Source organism: Streptomyces sp. NBC_01334, assembly GCF_035983595.1.
GTDB classification, from domain to species: domain Bacteria; phylum Actinomycetota; class Actinomycetes; order Streptomycetales; family Streptomycetaceae; genus Streptomyces; species Streptomyces coriariae.
Genome location: NZ_CP130718.1, coordinates 7,936,955 through 7,953,634 on the forward strand (window position 1 = coordinate 7,936,955; position 16,680 = coordinate 7,953,634).

Here is a 16,680-nt window from a genome sequence, read left to right on the forward strand (position 1 = left end):
CCACTCATGTCCACGACACACCCCGCCCTGCGCCGCGCCGGTCTCGGCACCGTGCTCGCCGCCGCCGCGGTCCTCGCCGCCGCCGGCGTCGCCTCCGCGCACGTCACCGTGCACCCCGAGAGCTACGCCAAGGGCGCCACGGACGGCGTCCTCAGCTTCCGGGTCCCCAACGAGGAGGACACCGCGAGCACCACCGAGGTCCAGGTCTTCCTGCCCACCGACCACCCCGTGCTCGGCGTGCTGGTCCATCCGCAGGACGGCTGGACCGCGAAGGTGACGACCACGAAGCTCAAGACGCCGGTCAAGACCGACGACGGCACCATCACCGAGGCCGTCTCCGAGATCACCTGGACCGGCGGGAAGATCGGCGCCGGCCAGTACGAGGACTTCGACGTCGCCTTCGGTCAGCTCCCCGACGACACGGCTCAGCTGGGCTTCAAGACCCTCCAGACCTACTCCGACGGCAAGACCGTCCGCTGGATCGAAGAGGCCGAGGCGGGCGCGGACGAACCGGAGGACCCGGCGCCGGTGCTGAAGCTGACAGCGGCGGCGGACGACAGCGACAACATCTCCGACGCCGCCTCGCAGAGCACGGACGGCACGAGCGGCGCGGAGGGCACCAAGACCGGCGCCGCCCGGGTCACCGCAGCCGACGCCAGTGACTCCACCGCCCGCGGACTGGGCGTCGCGGGGCTGGTCGTCGGCGTGCTGGGCCTCGCGGCGGCCGCCTTCGCCGTCGTACGGACGCGGTCGGCACGGTCGTAACCACGCGGGAAGCCCATGGGGCAGGGCCCGGACCGTGCACCCGGTCCGGGCCCTGCCCCATGGGAGAGCGGAACTACACGAGCTCCAGGACCTTCGGCGCCGGAGCGTGCGCGGCGATCCGCGAGGTCCGCCACAGCCACAGCACGTCCCGGCCGAAGGACCACACCAGCGAGCCCAGCGCCAGCAGGACGACGGCGAAGTTGGCCGCGTACGGCAGCAGGTTCGCGCCCGCCAGCAGCAGCAGGACACCCTGGAGCGCGGCGACCGTCTTGCGGGCGGTGCTCGGCGGGAGCGGGGCGTTGAGCCAGGGAGCGACGCGGGCCGCCGCGACGAACACGTAGCGCATGCCGCCGATCAGGAGGACCCACGGTCCGAGCGCCATCGAGACGTACACGCTGAGCACCAGGATCAGGAACGCGTCGACCTCCATGTCGAAGCGCGCGCCCAGCGCCGTCGAGGTGCCGGTACGGCGGGCGACCTTGCCGTCGACGCCGTCGAGGATCAGGGCCACGGCCGTCAGGCCGACCAGCAACGTCACCGGCGGCGTGCTCTCGAAGGAGTCCGCGACCAGCGCGGTCACCCCGCCGACCAGGGTCGCCCGGCCGAGCGTCACCCGGTTGGCCGGGCCGAACGAGCGCAGGCTGGAGCGGTGCAGCGCCCGGGAGAGCACCCCCCAGGTGGCGATGGCGAAGACGAGACCGGTCACCCAGCCCGCCGGCCCCAGGCCGATCGCCGAGCCGAGCAGAGCCAGCAACAGGATCTGAACGCCCGCTCCCACAGCGGTCTCCTGCTGGACCAGCCTTGCGTCGTAAGTGTTGTTCAGGGCCACCGCACATTCCTCCGGCCAGATGACAAAGATGATCAGTGCCGCGTACTGTGCGCGGACTGTGCACACCTCGGTACGTGGGCCGGTTGCCGATCGTTCAGGAGGATGCCGATGTCTGTCACCGCTCGTGCGTTCTGGGTCAGCTCTCCGGGGGAAGGGGAGATCCGCGAGGTCGTCGTTCCCGACCCGGCCGAGGACGAGGTATTGGTGCGCTCGCTGTGGTCCGGCGTCAGCCGTGGCACGGAGACCCTCGTCTTCCGCGGCGGGGTGCCCGGGAGCCAGCACTCGGCGATGCGGGCGCCGTTCCAGGAGGGCGACTTCCCGGCGCCCGTGAAGTACGGCTACCTCAACGTCGGGGTGGTGGAGAAGGGACCGGCGGCGCTCGTCGGACGCACGGTCTTCTGCCTCTACCCGCACCAGACGCGGTACGTCGTCCCGGCGGCGGCGGTGACGGTCGTACCGGACTCGGTGCCCGCGCCGCGGGCCGTCCTCGCCGGCACCGTCGAGACGGCCGTCAACGCGCTGTGGGACGCGGCGCCGCTGGTCGGCGACCGGATCGCGGTGGTCGGCGGCGGCATGATCGGCTGTTCGGTGGCCGCGTTGCTCGCCCGCTTCCCCGGCGTCCGCGTGCAGTTGGTGGACGCCGACCCGGCACGGGCGAAGGTCGCCGAGGCCCTCGGCGTCGACTTCGCCTCCCCCGAGGACGCCCGGGGCGGTCTCGACCTCGTCGTGCACGCCAGCGCCACCGAACAGGGCCTCGCCCGTTCCCTGGAGCTGCTGTCCGCCGAGGGCACCGTCCTCGAACTGAGCTGGTACGGCGACCGGAAGGTCTCCCTCCCGCTCGGCGAGGACTTCCACTCCCGGCGGCTGGTCATCCGCAGCAGCCAGGTCGGCACCGTCTCCCCGGCCCGGCGCTCCAGCCGGACGTACGCCGACCGGCTCGCGCTCGCCCTGGAGCTGCTGGCCGACCCGGCGCTCGACGCCCTCGTCACCGGAGACAGCGCTTTCGAGGAGCTGCCGGAGGTGATGCCGAAGCTCGCGGCAGGCGAGATTCCGGCCCTGTGTCACCGCATCCGGTACGAACAAGAGCGCCTGACCTGAGAAAAGAGTGAGATCGGGCTGAACAAGGGGAAGCGAAGGTCCGTACTACACGGCATCCCCCGGGCGGCCAACGGCCGGGGGGAGCAGAGGCGCCGCACCTGGAGGGTCGTCCGTTGTTCAGTGTCACCGTCCGCGATCACATCATGATCGCCCACAGCTTCCGCGGCGAGGTCTTCGGACCCGCGCAGCGCCTGCACGGAGCGACGTTCCTCGTGGACGCCACATTCCGCCGCGAGCAGCTGGACGACGACAACATCGTCGTCGACATCGGGCTGGCCACGCAGGAGCTCGGCGCCGTGGTCAGCGAGCTGAACTACCGCAACCTCGACAACGAGCCCGACTTCGCCGGGGTCAACACCTCGACCGAGTTCCTGGCCAAGGTCGTCGCGGACCGGCTCGCGGAGCGGATCCACAAGGGCGCGCTCGGCGAGGGCGCCCGGGGCATCGCCGCCATCGCGGTCAGCCTGCACGAGTCGCACGTCGCCTGGGCGAGTTACGAGCGTGCGCTGTGACCGACGTGACCCTGGAGAAGGCGGCCGTGCCCAAGGCGCCGCTCGCGTACGTGCCCGCGCAGGCCGCGCTTCCCAAGATCGGCGGGATCATCCCCATGTCCCTGCGCTCCGTGCAGTTCGTGATGCCGGGCGGTGTCGACGACCCGGCGAACCCGAGCGGCGGCAACGCCTACGACCGGCGCCTGTGCCTGGATCTGCCCGGCTTCGGCTGGCAGGTGCACAAGCATCAGGTGTCCGGTTCCTGGCCCCGCCCGGAGGCGGCCGCCCGGGCGGAACTGGCGCGGACGCTGCGGGAGTTCCCCGACGGCACGGTCGTCCTCCTCGACGGGCTGGTGGCCTGCGGGGTCCCGGAGATCATCGCCCCCGAGGCGGAGCGGCTGCGGCTCGTCGTCCTCGTCCACCTGCCGCTCGGTGACGAGCGGGGCCTCGCCCCCGAGGTGGCCGCCGAGCTCGACGCCAAGGAGCGGGCCGTGCTGCGGGCCGTCCCGGCCGTCGTCGCGACCAGCGAGTGGGCGGTGCGCCGCCTCGTCTCCCACCACGGCCTCGCCCCCGAGCGTGTGCATGTCGCCGCCCCCGGCGCCGACATCGCCCCCCTCGCCTCCGGTACCGACGGCGTCTCGCGCCTGCTGTGCGTGGCCGCCGTGACTCCCCGCAAGGGCCAGCACCGGCTGGTGGAGGCGCTGGCCGCGGCGAGAGACCTGCCGTGGAGCTGCGTGTGCGTGGGCGGACTCGGGCAGGACCCGGAGTACGTCGCCCATCTGCGGGGTCTGATCGCCCAGTACGGCCTTCAGGACCGGCTGGAGCTGGCGGGCCCGAAGGCCGGCGCCGAGCTCGACGCCGCCTACGCCTCCGCCGACCTGATGGTCCTCACCTCCTACGCGGAGACGTACGGCATGGCCGTCACCGAGGCGCTCGCCCGCGGCATCCCCGTCCTCGCGACGGACGTCGGCGGGCTGCCCGAAGCGGTCGGCCGCGCGCCCGACGGCGGTGTCCCCGGCATCCTCGTCCCGCCGGAGGACCCGGCCGCCCTCGCGGTCGAACTGCGCGGCTGGTTCGGCGAGGCCGACGTACGACGTCGTCTGAAGGCGGCCGCGCGGGGTCGCCGGGCGGCCCTGAACGGCTGGGCGACGACCGCCCAGAGCCTGGCCGGCGTCCTGGGCAGGCTTCCCGGCGAACCCCGGAGGGCGGCATGAGGAAGACGACGGCGACCCCGGCCGACGTGGCACGACGCGTGGGCGGCATTCCGGCACAACCGGTCCGCAAGGAGGCTGATTCCATGGTGGAGTCCCTGATCCCCGACGGCGGCTCCGCGGCACGCGCGGTGGCGCAGGCGGCGACTTCCGGTACGGGTTCCGGTTCTGTGCCACAGGCCGGGGTCGCCGGTGCGGAGTCCGTGGTGGAGCCGCTGGGTTCCGGTGCCGACGACGCGGTGCTCGGCGTGATCGCCGGCGCCGGACCGGTGAGCCGGACCGGGGAGCAGCCCACCGTGCGGCTGCGGGACGTCGGACCGGACGAGCAGCCCCGTTACGCCCCCGAGTGGCTGGAGCTGCGCGAGCCCGCCGACGCCGCCGCCCGGTCGATGGAACTGCTGGACCCGCTGCGGATCCGGCTCGCCAACCTGCCCGGACGCGGCGGTCTCGCCATCCACGACCTGGGGTGCGGCACCGGCTCGATGGGCCGCTGGCTGGCCCCCCGCCTGGACGGCGCCCAGCACTGGATCCTGCACGACCGTGACCCCTATCTCCTGCACTTCGCGGCCGTCGCCTCGCCCCGGGCGGCCGCCGACGGCAGCCGGGTCACCGTCGAGACCCGGCGCGGCGACGTCGCCCGCCTCACCCCGGACGCCCTGCTCGGCGCCTCCCTGGTCACCGCGTCCGCGCTGCTCGACGTCCTCACCCGCGAGGAGGTCGAGACGCTCGCCGCGGCCTGTGCCGGCGCCGGCTGCCCGGCGCTGCTGACCCTCTCGGTCGCCGGACGCGTCGAACTCAGCGCGCCGGACCCGCTGGACGACGAGATCGCCGCCGCCTTCAACGACCACCAGCGGCGCGGCGGTCTCCTCGGCCCCGACTCGGTGACCGTCGCCTGCGAGGCGTTCGCCGCCCACGGCGCGACCGTCAAGGTGCACCCGAGCCCGTGGCGGCTCGGCCCCGAGAACGTGGGCCTGACCGCACAGTGGCTGCGCGGCTGGGTCGGCGCGGCCGTGGAGGAGCGCCCCGCACTGGCCGAGCGCGCCGAGGCCTACCTGGCCGCCCGGCTGGCGGCCTGCGCGGCGGGCGAACTGCACGTCACCGTCCACCACAGCGACCTGCTGGCACTGGCCCGGCCGACGGGCGGGGTCTGATGAGCGCGGAGACGGTGAGCCCCCGGGTGGCGGTCGCGCCGCCGGCCGGGTGGGCGGAGGGAGCCAGGACGGTCGCGCGCCGGCCCCTGCGCAGCCCCACGGTGGCCCGCACCGGCGCCGCCGTGTCCGAGGCCCGGATCGGTGTCATCGTGACCGGGCCGCGGGCGAAGAAGCCCTCCCGGCTGCGCGCCCTGCTCGGCAACCGAGCCGTCCGCACGCACTTCGGGACGGTCGCCGGAGTCGCCATCCTCAGTGTGTTGCTGTGGCGGCTGGGCACCGGGGTATTCATGGACGGACTGCGCCGCATCGACGTGCCGACGCTGCTGGTGGGGCTTGGGATAGGCGCGGTCACCACGGTGTTCAGCGCCTGGCGATGGGCGCTGGTGGCCCGCGGGCTGCGCATCCGGCTGCCGCTCGGCCCGGCCGTCGCCGACTACTACCGGGCGCTGTTCCTCAACGCGGCCCTGCCCGGTGGCGTCCTCGGCGACGTGCACCGCGCGGTACGGCACGGGCAGAGCGCCGGTGACGTGGGACGCGGCGTGCGGGCCGTGGTCCTGGAGCGCACCGCGGGGCAGCTCGTGCTGGCCGTCGCAGGCGTAACGGTCCTGCTGACCCTGCCCTCCCCGGTCATGCAGGACGTACGGCACATCGCCCCGCTGGTCCTGCTGGCCGGCGTGGGCGCACTCGCCGTCGTCCTCGCCGTCCGGATGAACTCCTCGGCACCGCGGCGCGGCGGCCGGCTGCGGGCGGGACTGGCCGAGGCGCGCGAGGGACTGCTGTCGCGACGCAACGGGCCGGGCGTCGCCGTGTCGTCGGCGGTCGTACTGGCCGGGCACCTCGGGATGTTCGTCGTGGCAGCCCGGGTCGCCGGCTCCGACGCCTCCGTCCTCGAGCTGCTGCCGATCGCCGTCCTCGCCCTGCTCGCCATGGGCCTGCCGCTGAACGTCGGCGGCTGGGGGCCGCGCGAGGGCGTCACCGCCTGGGCGTTCGGCGCCGCCGGGCTCGGCGCGAGCACCGGTCTCGCGGTCGCCGTCGTGTACGGCGTGCTCAGCTTCGTGGCGGCGCTGCCGGGGGCGGTCGTGCTGGTCGTCCGCTGGTACGCGGGGCTGCGGGCCGGGGCCGCCGCAGACACGGGCCCCGGGCTCGACGAGCGGCGTCACGACGACGTCGCGGCACCCGCTGCGGAGTCGTCACCTGCGTCGGACTCACCGGTCGCGGCGGTACGGGTTTCGGTTCCCGAAGCCGTCGGAGTTCCCGTGGTCAGCAAGGAGAAATATGCGCCGAAGGAATCCGCCAGGCTCGCCAGGAGTTCCTTCCCCTTTTCCGCGGACCCCAGGGAAGGACGGCCGATGACGCCCGAATCGGTATAGGCGGACATTCCCAGCGTGAGCAGATGACGGCGGTCGTCCGCGACGAAATCGGCCGACTCATAACCGGGCCGGACGAGTTCGGGGTGGGCGTGCAACAGGATCGAGGTCTCGATCTCCCCGGCGTGCATGTCGGTGAGCAGCGAGGTCGACACCCCGGACCGCTCCAGCGCCGCCTCCCAGTCCTCCGGGGCCGGGAAGAGGGCCATCCGCTCACCTGCGGCGGAGGACTCCTGGACGACGTTGCCCAGGACGTAGTTCCCGCCGTGTCCGTTGACCAGCACCAAGGCCTCGACGCCCGAGCGGCGCAGCGACGCCGCTATGTCCCGTACCACCGCGTGAAGGGTCACGGAGGAGATGCTGACGGTTCCCGGCCAGGCCGAGTGCTCGTGGGAGCAGGCGATGGTCACCGGCGGGAGGAGGTGCACCGGGTACGCCCCGGCGATCTCCCGGGCGATGGCACAGGCGACCAGTGTGTCGGTGGCCAACGGCAGGTACGGTCCGTGCTGTTCGAAGCTTCCGACGGGCAGGACCGCCACCTGTGTCGCGACGCCGGCGCCCCGGGTCCGTACGTCCTCGGACGTGTCCGTCGGCACCAGTCCGTACGCCGCCGACCGTATTTCCGAACCACTCATTTCTTCCCGGCCCTTCGTCTCTGCTTAGGAACCAGATCATGACAGAAAAAATTGGCGTACTCGGCACGAAGACCCCGCAGCGCACCGGTGTGGAACGCGTGGTGAATGCACCCCTGCCCACCGTGTACGGGAAATTCCAGGCGGTCGGTTACATGGACCACGACCGCGGTGACGAGCAAGTCGCCCTGGTCTACGGCGAGATCGGCACCGAGGACGTGCTGACCCGGCTGCACTCGGAATGCCTGACCGGCGACGCGTTCGGCTCCCAGCACTGCGAGTGCGGCGACCAGCTGGCGTCCGCGCTGCGGGCGGTCGTCGCCGAGGGCCGCGGCGTGGTCGTCTATCTGCGCGGGCACGAGGGCCGGGGGATCGGGCTGCTCGGCAAGCTGCGGGCGATGGCGTTGCAGGCGGAGGGCCTGGACACCGTCGAGGCGAACGTCGCGCTCGGATTCCCCGTCGACGCCCGCGACTACAAGGTGGCCGCCGACATCCTGCGCGACCTGGGCGTCGACTCCGTCCGCCTGATGTCGAACAACCCGCGCAAGCGCGAAGCACTGGTGGACAACGGCATCCGGGTCGCCGAGGAGGTCCCGCTGCTGATCGAGCCGTGCGAGAACAACATCACCTACCTGCGCACCAAGCGGGAGCGCCTGGACCACCGGCTGCCCCACCTGGACGCGGTGGCGCACTGGTCCTGATCGGGCTTGGGACCGCCGCCCCGACGGGTAGGGATCACGGCGGCCATGGCGTACGACAGCCCCGGTCCCGGCGTACGGGCCGGTGCCGCCGTGACAAGGAGCCGCTCGGGTGAACACGCATGCCTCGGTAGTCGTCATCGGCGGCGGGGTGATGGGCACGAGCATCGCCTACCACCTCGCCGCCGCCGGCGTCCATGACGTCCTGCTGGTGGAGCGCGACGAACTCGCCGCGGGCTCGACCTCGAAAGCCGCCGGCGGGGTGCGCGCCCAGTTCTCCGACGAGCTGAACATCCAGCTCGGGGCGCGCAGCCTGGAGAGCTTCGGGCGGTTCGCGGAGGAGACCGGGTACGACATCGGGCTGCACCGCGTCGGCTACCTGTTCCTGCTGTCCACACCCGAGGAGGTCGCCTCCTTCGAGGCCGGCGTGCGGCTGCAGAACGCGCTCGGGGTGCCCAGCCGCATGATCGACCCGGCCGAGGCGCAGCGCCTCTCCCCGCTGATCCGCACCGACGGGTTACGCGCGGCCGCGTTCTCGCCCGACGACGGGTACTGCACCCCGGAGGCCGTCGTCCACGGGTATGCGGCCGCCGCCCGCCGGTACGGGGCGCGCATCCTGCGGCACACCGCGGTCACCGGCATCGAACGGCAGGGCGCCACGATCACCGCCGTGCAGACCACCCTCGGCCGCGTCACCACCGACACGGTGGTCTGCGCGGCCGGCGCCTGGTCCAGGGCCGTCGGCGCGATGGCCGGCGTGGAGCTGCCGGTGCAGCCGCTGCGCCGCCAGATCGCGGTCACCGAACCGGTCCCCGGTCTGCCGCCGGACCTCCCCATGACCATCGACTTCACCAGCAGCCTCTACTTCCACGGCGAGGGCCCCGGTCTGCTGGTCGGCATGTCCGACCCCGACGAACGGCCGGGCTTCGCCACCGACACCCACGACCGGTGGATCCCCCGGCTCGCCGCGGCCATGGAGCGCCGCGCCCCCGCCCTTCTCGACCTGCGCCGCACGGGTGGCTGGGCGGGGCTGTACGAGGTCACCCCGGACCACAACGCGTTGATCGGCGAGGCGTCTTCGGTATCCCGCTTTCTGTATGCGACCGGCTTCTCCGGCCATGGTTTCCTCCAGGGACCGGCCGTCGGCGAGGTGGTCCGCGACCTGATTCTCGGCCGCGTACCCTTCGTGGACGTCACCCCCCTGAGCGCCGACCGTTTCGCGGCCGACGCCCCGCGTCCGGAGGTCAACCGCGTATGACCGAACTGCACCTGTGGCTGCGGCACGAGGCCCGCACCACCGAACGGCGCACCCCGGTCGTCCCCGACGACGCCCGCCGCCTCGTCGAGGCCGGCGTGGAACTGACCGTCGAGGACTCCCCGCAGCGTGTCTTCCCGGCGCGGGAGTACGAGGCCGTCGGCGCCCGGATCGCCCCCGAGGGCTCCTGGGTGTCCGCGCCGGCCGAGGCGGTCGTCCTCGGTCTGAAGGAACTCCCCGACCGGCCGACGGAGCTGAGGCACCGTCATATCTTCTTCGGGCACGCGTACAAGCAACAACCGGGTGCCGCGGACCTGTTGCGCCGGTTCGCCGCCGGGGGAGGGGAGCTCCTGGACCTGGAGTACCTGGTCGACGACGACGGCCGTCGCCTGGCGGCCTTCGGATTCTGGGCGGGCTACCTGGGCGCGGCCCTGGCGGTCCTCCAGCACCGGGGCCGGCTGACCGCCCCCCTGCGCCCCACCGGCAAGGACGCGTTGGACGAGACGCTGCGTCCGGCCCCCGGTGACGAGGAGTTCACCGCCCTCGTCGTCGGCGCCCTGGGCCGCAGCGGCCGGGGCGCACGGGCCGCGTTCGCCACGGCCGGAGCCGAACCCACCTGCTGGGACCTGGCGGAGACCGGTGACCTGGACCGCGCCGCCCTGCTGGCCCACGACGTGATGGTCAACTGCGTCCTCGCCACGACCCCGGTGCCGCCGTTCGTCCGTGAGGAGGACCTCGACGACCCGGCCCGCCGGCTGCGCACCCTCTCCGACGTCACCTGCGACGTGGGCTCGCCCCTCAACGTACTGCCGGTGTACGACCGCACCACCGAGTGGACGGACCCCGTGCGCCGGCTGCGCAAGGAACCCCCGCTCGACCTGATCGCCATCGACAACCTGCCGTCCCTGCTGCCGCGTGAGTCCAGCGTCGACTTCTCGGCGGACCTGACGCCACAACTGTTGGACTTCGGCGTCGGCGGACCGTGGGGCCGCTGTCTGGACCGTTTTCGTCGAGCCTCCCGCGAACTCGGCGTGACAGAAGAGGAGTTCGGCCGTGCCTGACCTGGTTCCGGCGAGCGGCACCGTCCACTGGATCGGCGCCGGCCTCTCCACGGGCAGCGGCCTGGCCGCCCTGTGCGAACACACCGACGGCGTGCGGCTGTGGCACCGCACGGTGGAGCGGGCGGCCGAGGCCCTCGACCGGCTGGGTCTGACCGGACGCGCCGAGCCGCTCGCCTACACCCTCGACGCGCTCACCGGGCGACTGGCGCCCGGGGACGTCGTGGTGTCGATGCTGCCCGCGTCCGAGCATGCGGCGCTCCTGGCGGCCTGCGTGACCCGGCGGGCCCACTTCGCGTGCTCCAGCTATGTCTCCGACGCGGTGCTGGAGCAGGTGCCCGCGGCCACCGGGGCCGGGCTCGTCGTTCTCACCGAGGCCGGGCTCGACCCGGGCATCGACCACCTCTTCGCGCACAGCCTGGTGGCGCGCGCCCGGCGGGCGATCGGCGACGACACGGCGGCCACGTACCGCCTCACCTCGTACTGCGGAGGCGTCCCGGCCGTTCCCAACGACTTCAGGTACCGCTTCAGCTGGGCACCCTTCGGCGTCCTCAACGCCCTTCGCTCGACCGCGCGTTACGTCGAGAACGGCACCGAGACCGTGGTCGCCCGGCCCTGGGAGGCCACCCGGGAGCATCTCGTCGACGGCGAGACCTTCGAGGTCTACCCCAACCGCGACAGCGTTCCGTTCATCGAGCAGTACGAGCTGCCACGGGCCTGGAGGCCGCAGACCTTCGTACGCGGCACCCTGCGCCTGGACGGCTGGCTGCGGGCCTGGGACACGGTCTTCGAGCGGCTGAGGACGGGTGATGACGCCGGTATCGCCGCGCTGGCCAAGGAGCTGGCGGCCGCCCACCCGACCACGGACACCGACCGCGACCGCGTGGTCCTCGCCGTGTCGCTGGAGGTACGGGTGCCCGGGAGCGGCACGGGTGACGGCGGCGACGCGGGCGACCAGGCCGGGGATGTCGGCAACGGCTCGGTGTGGTCCGGGAGTTACCTCCTGGACCTCGAGGGCGACGAGGAGGAGAGCGCGATGGCACGCTGCGTCTCCCGACCACTGGCCCTGGGCGTCCGGCACATCCTGGACGGCTCCCTGTCACCCGGGCTGAGCCGCGCGGCCGAGACCGCACCGCGCTCCGAGCAATGGCTTCGTGAACTCAGGCACCAGGGGCTCGAGTTCACGCTACGGGTCGCGGGCTGACGGGCCGGTCAGTCGGTGATCGCCTCGTGGACCAGTCGCTTGAGCTCGGGGTAGAGCTTCAGGGACTTCCGCGGCCTCAGCTGGGTCAGGAACTGGACACTCAGATCGCGGCTCGGGTCGATCCAGAACGTGGTCGTGGCGACGCCGCTCCAGCCGTAGGTGCCGAGCCCGGAGGGGGCCTGGGTGCGGCTCGGGTCGGTCACCACGGAGACCCCGAGGCCGAAGCCGACACCGTCGTTGCCGGGTTCGTCGTGGGCCGGGCGGCTGCCGAAGGTACGCAGGTCGGCGCCGCCGGGGAGGTGGTTGCGGGTCATCAGGTCGACCGTTTCGGGCTGGAGCAGGCGTACGCCGTCGAGCTCGCCGCGGCGGCGCAGCAGCTCACTGAAACGGTGGATGTCGTATGCGGTCGCCACCATACCGCCGCTGCCCGACAGGAACCGGGGGCGGCCGAACAGCGGCAGGCCCGGGATCCGCTCGATCCCTCCGCTGTCGGCGTCGCTGTACAGCTCCGCCAGTCGGCCGGCCTGTTCGTCCGTGACCTGGAACCCGGCGTCCGGCATGCCGAGCGGGCGGAAGATCCGCTCGGCGATGAACTCGTCCAGCGGTCGGCCGGAGACGACCTCGATGATCCGGCCCAGGACGTTGGTTGCCACCGAGTAGTTCCACTGCGTGCCCGGCTCGAACTGGAGCGGCAGCCGCGCGTACGCCTCCACCGTCCCGGCCAGGTCCGAGCCCGGCAGCACCGCCGACTCCAGACCGGCCTCGCGGTACAGGGCGTCGACGGGGTGGCAGTGGTAGAAGGCGAAGGTCAGGCCCGCGGTGTGCGTCATCAGATGCTTCACCAGCAGGGGCTGCCCGACCGGGCGGGTGGTGAGACCGGCGCCCGAGCCCTCCACGTACACCCGCTGGTCGGCGAAGGCCGGGAGGTGGTCGGCGACCGGGTCGTCGAGGCGCAGCCGGCCCTCCTCGACCAGTATCAGTGCGGCGACCGAGGTGACCGGCTTGGTCATCGAGTAGATCCGGTAGAGGGTGTCGGCCTCGACCGGCAGTCCGGCGGCGACGTCACGGTGACCGTGCGCGGTGAGGTGGGCGACCCGGCCGCCGCGGGAGACGGCCACCAGGAACCCGGGCAGGCGCCCCTCGTCGACGAAGTGGGCGACGTGCTGGTCGAGCCGGTCCAGCGCCTTCGCGTCCAGTCCGACCTCGCTCGGGTCGACCTCTTGCCGCAGCAGTGCCATGGTTTTCCTCCGGTGCGCTTGTTCAAGGTGCGGTCCCGGCCTACCCCGCCCGGACGACCTCAGACCTCATGGTCGCGTAGGGAACGCGTGTGCGGACCCCTTTCGGCACCGTGATCGGTGTGCGTTGCGTCGCTTCCACCAGCCGAGGTGCCGACGGGAGGGGCGGCGGGAGCGGTCCGCGAACCGCCTGGCAGCGCCCGGCAGACCGATAGCGCCGCCGCGGCCACGAACGCCAGTACGACCAGGGGTGCGCGCGTCGCCCCGAGGTCCATGAGCACGGTTGCCGAAGCCACCCCCAGCACCGGCCCCACGTTCATCGCGGTCTGCTGCAACCCGCCGGCCACCCCGGCCGACTCCGCGGGGGCCTGCCGTACGACGACATGGGTCGCCGCGACCATCACGGTGCCGAACCCGGCGCCCACCAGCGCGAACCCGGTGCAGAGAGCGACCGGCGCCGAGGCCCGGGAGAGGACGAGGAGACCGGCGGCGAGGACGATCATCGCTCCGGCGACCGTGACGCGGGCCCCGGACCGGCGCAGCAGGACGGCGGAGGCGGGCGCGGCGGCCACCAGCATCACGGCCAGCGGAAGGCTGAGCAGCGCGCTGCGCAGCGGGGTCAGCCCCAGGTCGTCCTGGAGCACGTAGACGCAGGTCAGCAGTCCGCCGTTGAGGGCCGCGGACGCGATGACGAGCACACCGAGCGCCCCGCCGACCGCCCGGGAGCCCACGACCTCCGGCGGCAGCAGCGGGGAGCCCGTCCGGCGCTCGTGCCGTACGAAGGCGGCGCCGGCGAGGAGGGCGACCGGCGCCGACCACGTCACGCCGGGGAGAGCGACGAGCGTGTGCACCAGGCAGGCCAGGGCCACGGCGAGCAGCAGGGCGCCGGGCAGGTCGAGCGGGACGCCGGCGGCAGGACCCGAACGGTCCCGTCGGTCCCGGCCCTCCCCGCGGTTCCGGGAGGCGAGGGCGAGCAGGCCGAACACCAGCGAGGGCACGATGTTGAGGAGGAACACGGCCCGCCAGCCGAACTCGGTGGCCAGCGCGCCGCCCACCACAGGTCCGGCCGCCGCGGCCACCCCGATGGACGCGGTGCGCACGGCGATCGGCGTCCGCAGCCGCTCGGGCGGGTAGGCGGCCCGCAGCATCCCCAGCGTGGCCGGCTGCAACAGCGCTCCGAACACCCCCTGCACGACCCGCAGCCCGATCACCCAGCCGACGTCCGGCGCCAGTGCGATGCCCGCCGACGCGGCGCCGAAGCCGAGCATGCCGAGGGCGAAGGTGCGTCGGTGTCCGTAACGGTCCCCGAGCCGCCCGGCGAACACCAACAGGCCCGCCACCGCGACGAGATACCCGGTGCTGGTCCACTGGACCTGGGTGAAGGAGGCGTCCAGGTCGCGGCGCAGGGTGGGCTGGGCGACGGTGAGCACGGTGCCGTCGAGGGCGACCACCATGGCACCGGCCACGCTGCTCGCCAGCGTGAGGGGCAGGGAGGGGCGCGGACGCTTCACCGGTCGGCCTCCGGCCCGAGATGCGCGTCCAGGGCGGTCCGCAGAAGGGGTGCGAAGTCGTCGCTTCCCGTGGCGAGTTGGAGGCTCCCCCAGCGCCAGAGCTGGGCGATGCCGTGCAGGTTCGCCCACAGCGCGCCGGCGACCGACCGGGCGTCACTGTCGGGCCGGACCCGGCCGACCAGGCCCACCAGGACGCCGAACAGGGGAAGGCTGGTGTCCCGCAGTCGCAAGTGACCGCTCTCCAGCAGATCATGACGGAACATCAGCTCGTACATGCCGGGATTGCCCAGCGCGAACTCCAGGTAGACGCACGCCAGTTCGGTCAACTGATCGCGAGGCTCGGCGGTGCCGTCGCCCAGGGTCGTCGTCACCCGGGCGCCCAGCTGGGCGAAGCCGCGGTGGGCGATGGCCGACAGCAGCTCCAGATGGGTGGGGAAGTGGCGGCGCGGCGCACCGTGCGAGACGCCGGCCCGGCGCGCGATCTCCCGCAGGGTGAGCGCTCCGGCGCCCTCCTGGGAGACCAGGTCCACGCCGACGTCGACGAGACGGGTCCGCAGATCGGGGTCCGGCGTCTCGGAGACCGGCCTATCGGGGTCCGGCTTTTCGGGGTCGCTCATAGACACTGTCTACCAGGTGCGCGTAGACAGTGTCTACTCACGGGCGCCGGATCGAGGTGCGGAAATGCGACCCGGGGGAATGCGGCCCGGGGCGCCGCCGGTTGTGTCGACATGACTCAGGACACGACGCAGAACGCGCTGATCGCACTGCTCTCCGAGGGCCGCGGTGGGGTACTGGTCACCCTCAAGCGCGACGGCCGCCCCCAGTTGTCGAACGTCAGCCACCGCTACTACCCGGACGAGGGCGTCATCCGGATCTCCGTCACGGACGACCGCGCCAAGACCCGCAACCTGCGGCGCGACCCCCGGGCGTCGTACCACGTCACGGCCTCCGACCGCCGCGCCTACACGGTCGCCGAGGGCACCGCCGACCTCTCACCGGTCGCCGAGGACCCCTACGACGCCACCGTGGAGGAACTGGTCCGCCTCTACCGCGACCTGGTGGGCGAGCATCCCGACTGGGACGACTACCGCGCCGCCATGGTCCGCGACCGCCGCCTGGTGCTGCGCCTCCGGGTGGAGCGGGCGTACGGCATCCCCAAGGGCGCCAACGACGGTTAGCCGGTGGACCCGTCGCCGGCGTCGCTGCGGGCTTCCAGGGCGTGCAGGACGGCGACCATGTCCGCGCCCGCGTGGCCCAGGGCCACGGTCTCCTCGAACAGGGCGTGGCAGGTGTCGAGGAGCGGGGAGGCCAGGCCGGAGGCGCGTGCGGCGTCGGCGATGAGGCGGTTGTTCTTCAGGACGTCCCGTGCGGCGGCCTGCACCGCGAAGTCGCCCGTCAGCAGCTTGGGCGCCTTCATCCGTGAGACCCCGCTCGCCAGGGGGCCGGCCGCCACGACGTCCAGGAACAGCCGCCGGTCCAGTCCCTGCCGCTGCGCGAAGTGGAACGCCTCGGTGAGGCCGGTCACCTGGGTGATCAGGAACAGGTTCACCGCGAGCTTCATCAGCAGCGCGCCGGGCGCCGGGCCGCAGCGGAAGGTCTCGTGACACATCGGGGCGAGCAGCGGCCGTACGGTGTCCACGGCCTCCTCCTCACCGGCGAGCATCGCCACCAGCAGGCCCTGCTCGGCCGGGACCCGCGAGCCGGACACGGGCGCCTCGACGTACCGGCCACCCGCCGCGCGCACGTCCGCCTCCAGCGCGCCCGAGTACTCGGGCGAGGTCGTGCCCATGGTGACGACCACGCGCCCGGTGACCCGCGCGCCGAAGCCCGGGGTGCCGCGGCCGAGGACGGCGTCGACGGCGGAGTCGTCGGCCAGCATGAGGATCACGACGTCGGTGCGGGTGAACACGTCGGCGGGGTCCGCCGCGACCTCGGCGCCGGCCGCGCGCAGGGCCTCGGCGGGGGCCGTCGAGCGGTTCCACACCACGAGGGGTGTCCCGGCGCGGGCCAGCCGCAGTGCCATGGGGCGACCCATCACGCCCAGCCCGATGAATCCGACCCGAATGGCGGCCGCCTTTCCCTGCACTCTATGACAGTGGTCATAGTAGCGAATCCTATGACGGCGGTCATAGGATTCCCCCTCCACAGGATTCGGCGAGTGCCCCAGCCCGGAGG

At 73.0% G+C, this 16,680-nt stretch carries 16 protein-coding genes and 1 pseudogene; 11 read left to right on the forward strand and 6 right to left on the reverse strand.

Going from position 1 to position 16,680, the window contains the following annotated elements:
• Positions 1-6: 6 nt before the first annotated feature.
• Positions 7-765, forward strand: a complete 759-nt coding sequence (locus tag OG736_RS35335; protein WP_327186011.1) for a YcnI family protein — start codon at positions 7-9, stop codon at positions 763-765.
• A 73-nt stretch (positions 766-838) separates the two neighbouring features.
• Here OG736_RS35335 and OG736_RS35340 read toward each other — a convergent pair whose 3' ends face one another.
• Positions 839-1,594, reverse strand: coding sequence for a CDP-alcohol phosphatidyltransferase family protein (locus OG736_RS35340; protein ID WP_327186012.1), 756 nt, complete (start codon positions 1,592-1,594; stop codon positions 839-841).
• A gap of 108 nt (positions 1,595-1,702) precedes the next feature.
• On the opposite strand from OG736_RS35340, the gene OG736_RS35345 reads away from it, so the two are divergent.
• The 5 genes and pseudogenes from OG736_RS35345 to OG736_RS35365 form a co-directional block, all read left to right on the forward strand.
• Positions 1,703-2,692 carry a zinc-dependent alcohol dehydrogenase gene (locus tag OG736_RS35345; protein ID WP_327186013.1) on the forward strand — a complete coding sequence of 330 codons (990 nt, stop codon included), beginning with the start codon at positions 1,703-1,705 and terminating at the stop codon, positions 2,690-2,692.
• Between the two features lie 113 nt (positions 2,693-2,805).
• A complete protein-coding gene (locus OG736_RS35350; protein WP_020125703.1) occupies positions 2,806-3,204 on the forward strand; it encodes a 6-pyruvoyl trahydropterin synthase family protein in 399 nt (132 codons plus the stop codon).
• Positions 3,201-4,397 (forward strand): glycosyltransferase family 4 protein, encoded by a 1,197-nt coding sequence (locus OG736_RS35355; RefSeq protein WP_327186014.1) that lies wholly within the window; start codon positions 3,201-3,203, stop codon positions 4,395-4,397. The genes OG736_RS35350 and OG736_RS35355 overlap by 4 nt, the downstream gene beginning before the upstream one ends.
• 128 nt (positions 4,398-4,525) lie before the next feature.
• Entirely contained in the window at positions 4,526-5,545 is a 1,020-nt protein-coding gene (locus OG736_RS35360; RefSeq protein WP_442817206.1) for a trans-aconitate methyltransferase, read from the forward strand.
• Between the two features lie 287 nt (positions 5,546-5,832).
• Positions 5,833-6,558 (forward strand): annotated as a pseudogene (locus OG736_RS35365) (lysylphosphatidylglycerol synthase transmembrane domain-containing protein); the annotation flags it as partial.
• 143 nt (positions 6,559-6,701) lie between these two features.
• On the opposite strand, the gene OG736_RS35370 reads toward OG736_RS35365, so the two are convergent.
• On the reverse strand, positions 6,702-7,547 hold the full coding sequence (locus tag OG736_RS35370; RefSeq protein ID WP_327186016.1) for a creatininase family protein: 846 nt from the start codon (positions 7,545-7,547) through the stop codon (positions 6,702-6,704).
• A 38-nt stretch (positions 7,548-7,585) separates the two neighbouring features.
• Between OG736_RS35370 and ribA the strand changes: the two genes are divergently transcribed.
• The 4 genes from ribA (at position 7,586) to OG736_RS35390 (ending at position 11,759) form a co-directional block, all read left to right on the forward strand.
• Positions 7,586-8,245 carry a GTP cyclohydrolase II gene (gene ribA, locus OG736_RS35375; protein ID WP_028806143.1) on the forward strand — a complete coding sequence of 220 codons (660 nt, stop codon included), beginning with the start codon at positions 7,586-7,588 and terminating at the stop codon, positions 8,243-8,245.
• A 109-nt stretch (positions 8,246-8,354) separates the two neighbouring features.
• Positions 8,355-9,500 carry an NAD(P)/FAD-dependent oxidoreductase gene (locus OG736_RS35380; RefSeq protein WP_327186017.1) on the forward strand — a complete coding sequence of 382 codons (1,146 nt, stop codon included), beginning with the start codon at positions 8,355-8,357 and terminating at the stop codon, positions 9,498-9,500.
• Entirely contained in the window at positions 9,497-10,558 is a 1,062-nt protein-coding gene (locus tag OG736_RS35385; protein ID WP_327186018.1) for a saccharopine dehydrogenase, read from the forward strand. Before OG736_RS35380 ends, OG736_RS35385 begins: the two co-directional genes overlap by 4 nt.
• Positions 10,551-11,759 carry a saccharopine dehydrogenase family protein gene (locus OG736_RS35390; protein ID WP_327186019.1) on the forward strand — a complete coding sequence of 403 codons (1,209 nt, stop codon included), beginning with the start codon at positions 10,551-10,553 and terminating at the stop codon, positions 11,757-11,759. Before OG736_RS35385 ends, OG736_RS35390 begins: the two co-directional genes overlap by 8 nt.
• Before the next feature lie 8 nt (positions 11,760-11,767).
• Here OG736_RS35390 and OG736_RS35395 read toward each other — a convergent pair whose 3' ends face one another.
• The 3 genes from OG736_RS35395 to OG736_RS35405 are packed head-to-tail and all read right to left on the reverse strand — an operon-like array spanning position 11,768 to position 15,122.
• Positions 11,768-12,997, reverse strand: a complete 1,230-nt coding sequence (locus OG736_RS35395) for a serine hydrolase domain-containing protein (RefSeq protein WP_327186020.1) — start codon at positions 12,995-12,997, stop codon at positions 11,768-11,770.
• Positions 12,998-13,056: 59 nt separating this feature from the next.
• Complete coding sequence (locus OG736_RS35400) at positions 13,057-14,448, reverse strand: MFS transporter (RefSeq protein ID WP_327187802.1); 1,392 nt, start codon at positions 14,446-14,448, stop codon at positions 13,057-13,059.
• 53 nt (positions 14,449-14,501) lie between these two features.
• Entirely contained in the window at positions 14,502-15,122 is a 621-nt protein-coding gene (locus OG736_RS35405) for a TetR/AcrR family transcriptional regulator (RefSeq protein WP_327186021.1), read from the reverse strand.
• Positions 15,123-15,233: 111 nt separating this feature from the next.
• On the opposite strand from OG736_RS35405, the gene OG736_RS35410 reads away from it, so the two are divergent.
• Positions 15,234-15,683, forward strand: a complete 450-nt coding sequence (locus tag OG736_RS35410) for a TIGR03618 family F420-dependent PPOX class oxidoreductase (RefSeq protein ID WP_327186022.1) — start codon at positions 15,234-15,236, stop codon at positions 15,681-15,683.
• Here OG736_RS35410 and OG736_RS35415 read toward each other — a convergent pair.
• Positions 15,680-16,591: an NAD(P)-dependent oxidoreductase gene (locus OG736_RS35415; protein ID WP_442817114.1), complete on the reverse strand. Its 912-nt coding sequence runs from the start codon at positions 16,589-16,591 to the stop codon at positions 15,680-15,682. The two genes, OG736_RS35410 and OG736_RS35415, sit on opposite strands and share 4 nt — an antisense overlap.
• Positions 16,592-16,680: the final 89 nt, after the last annotated feature.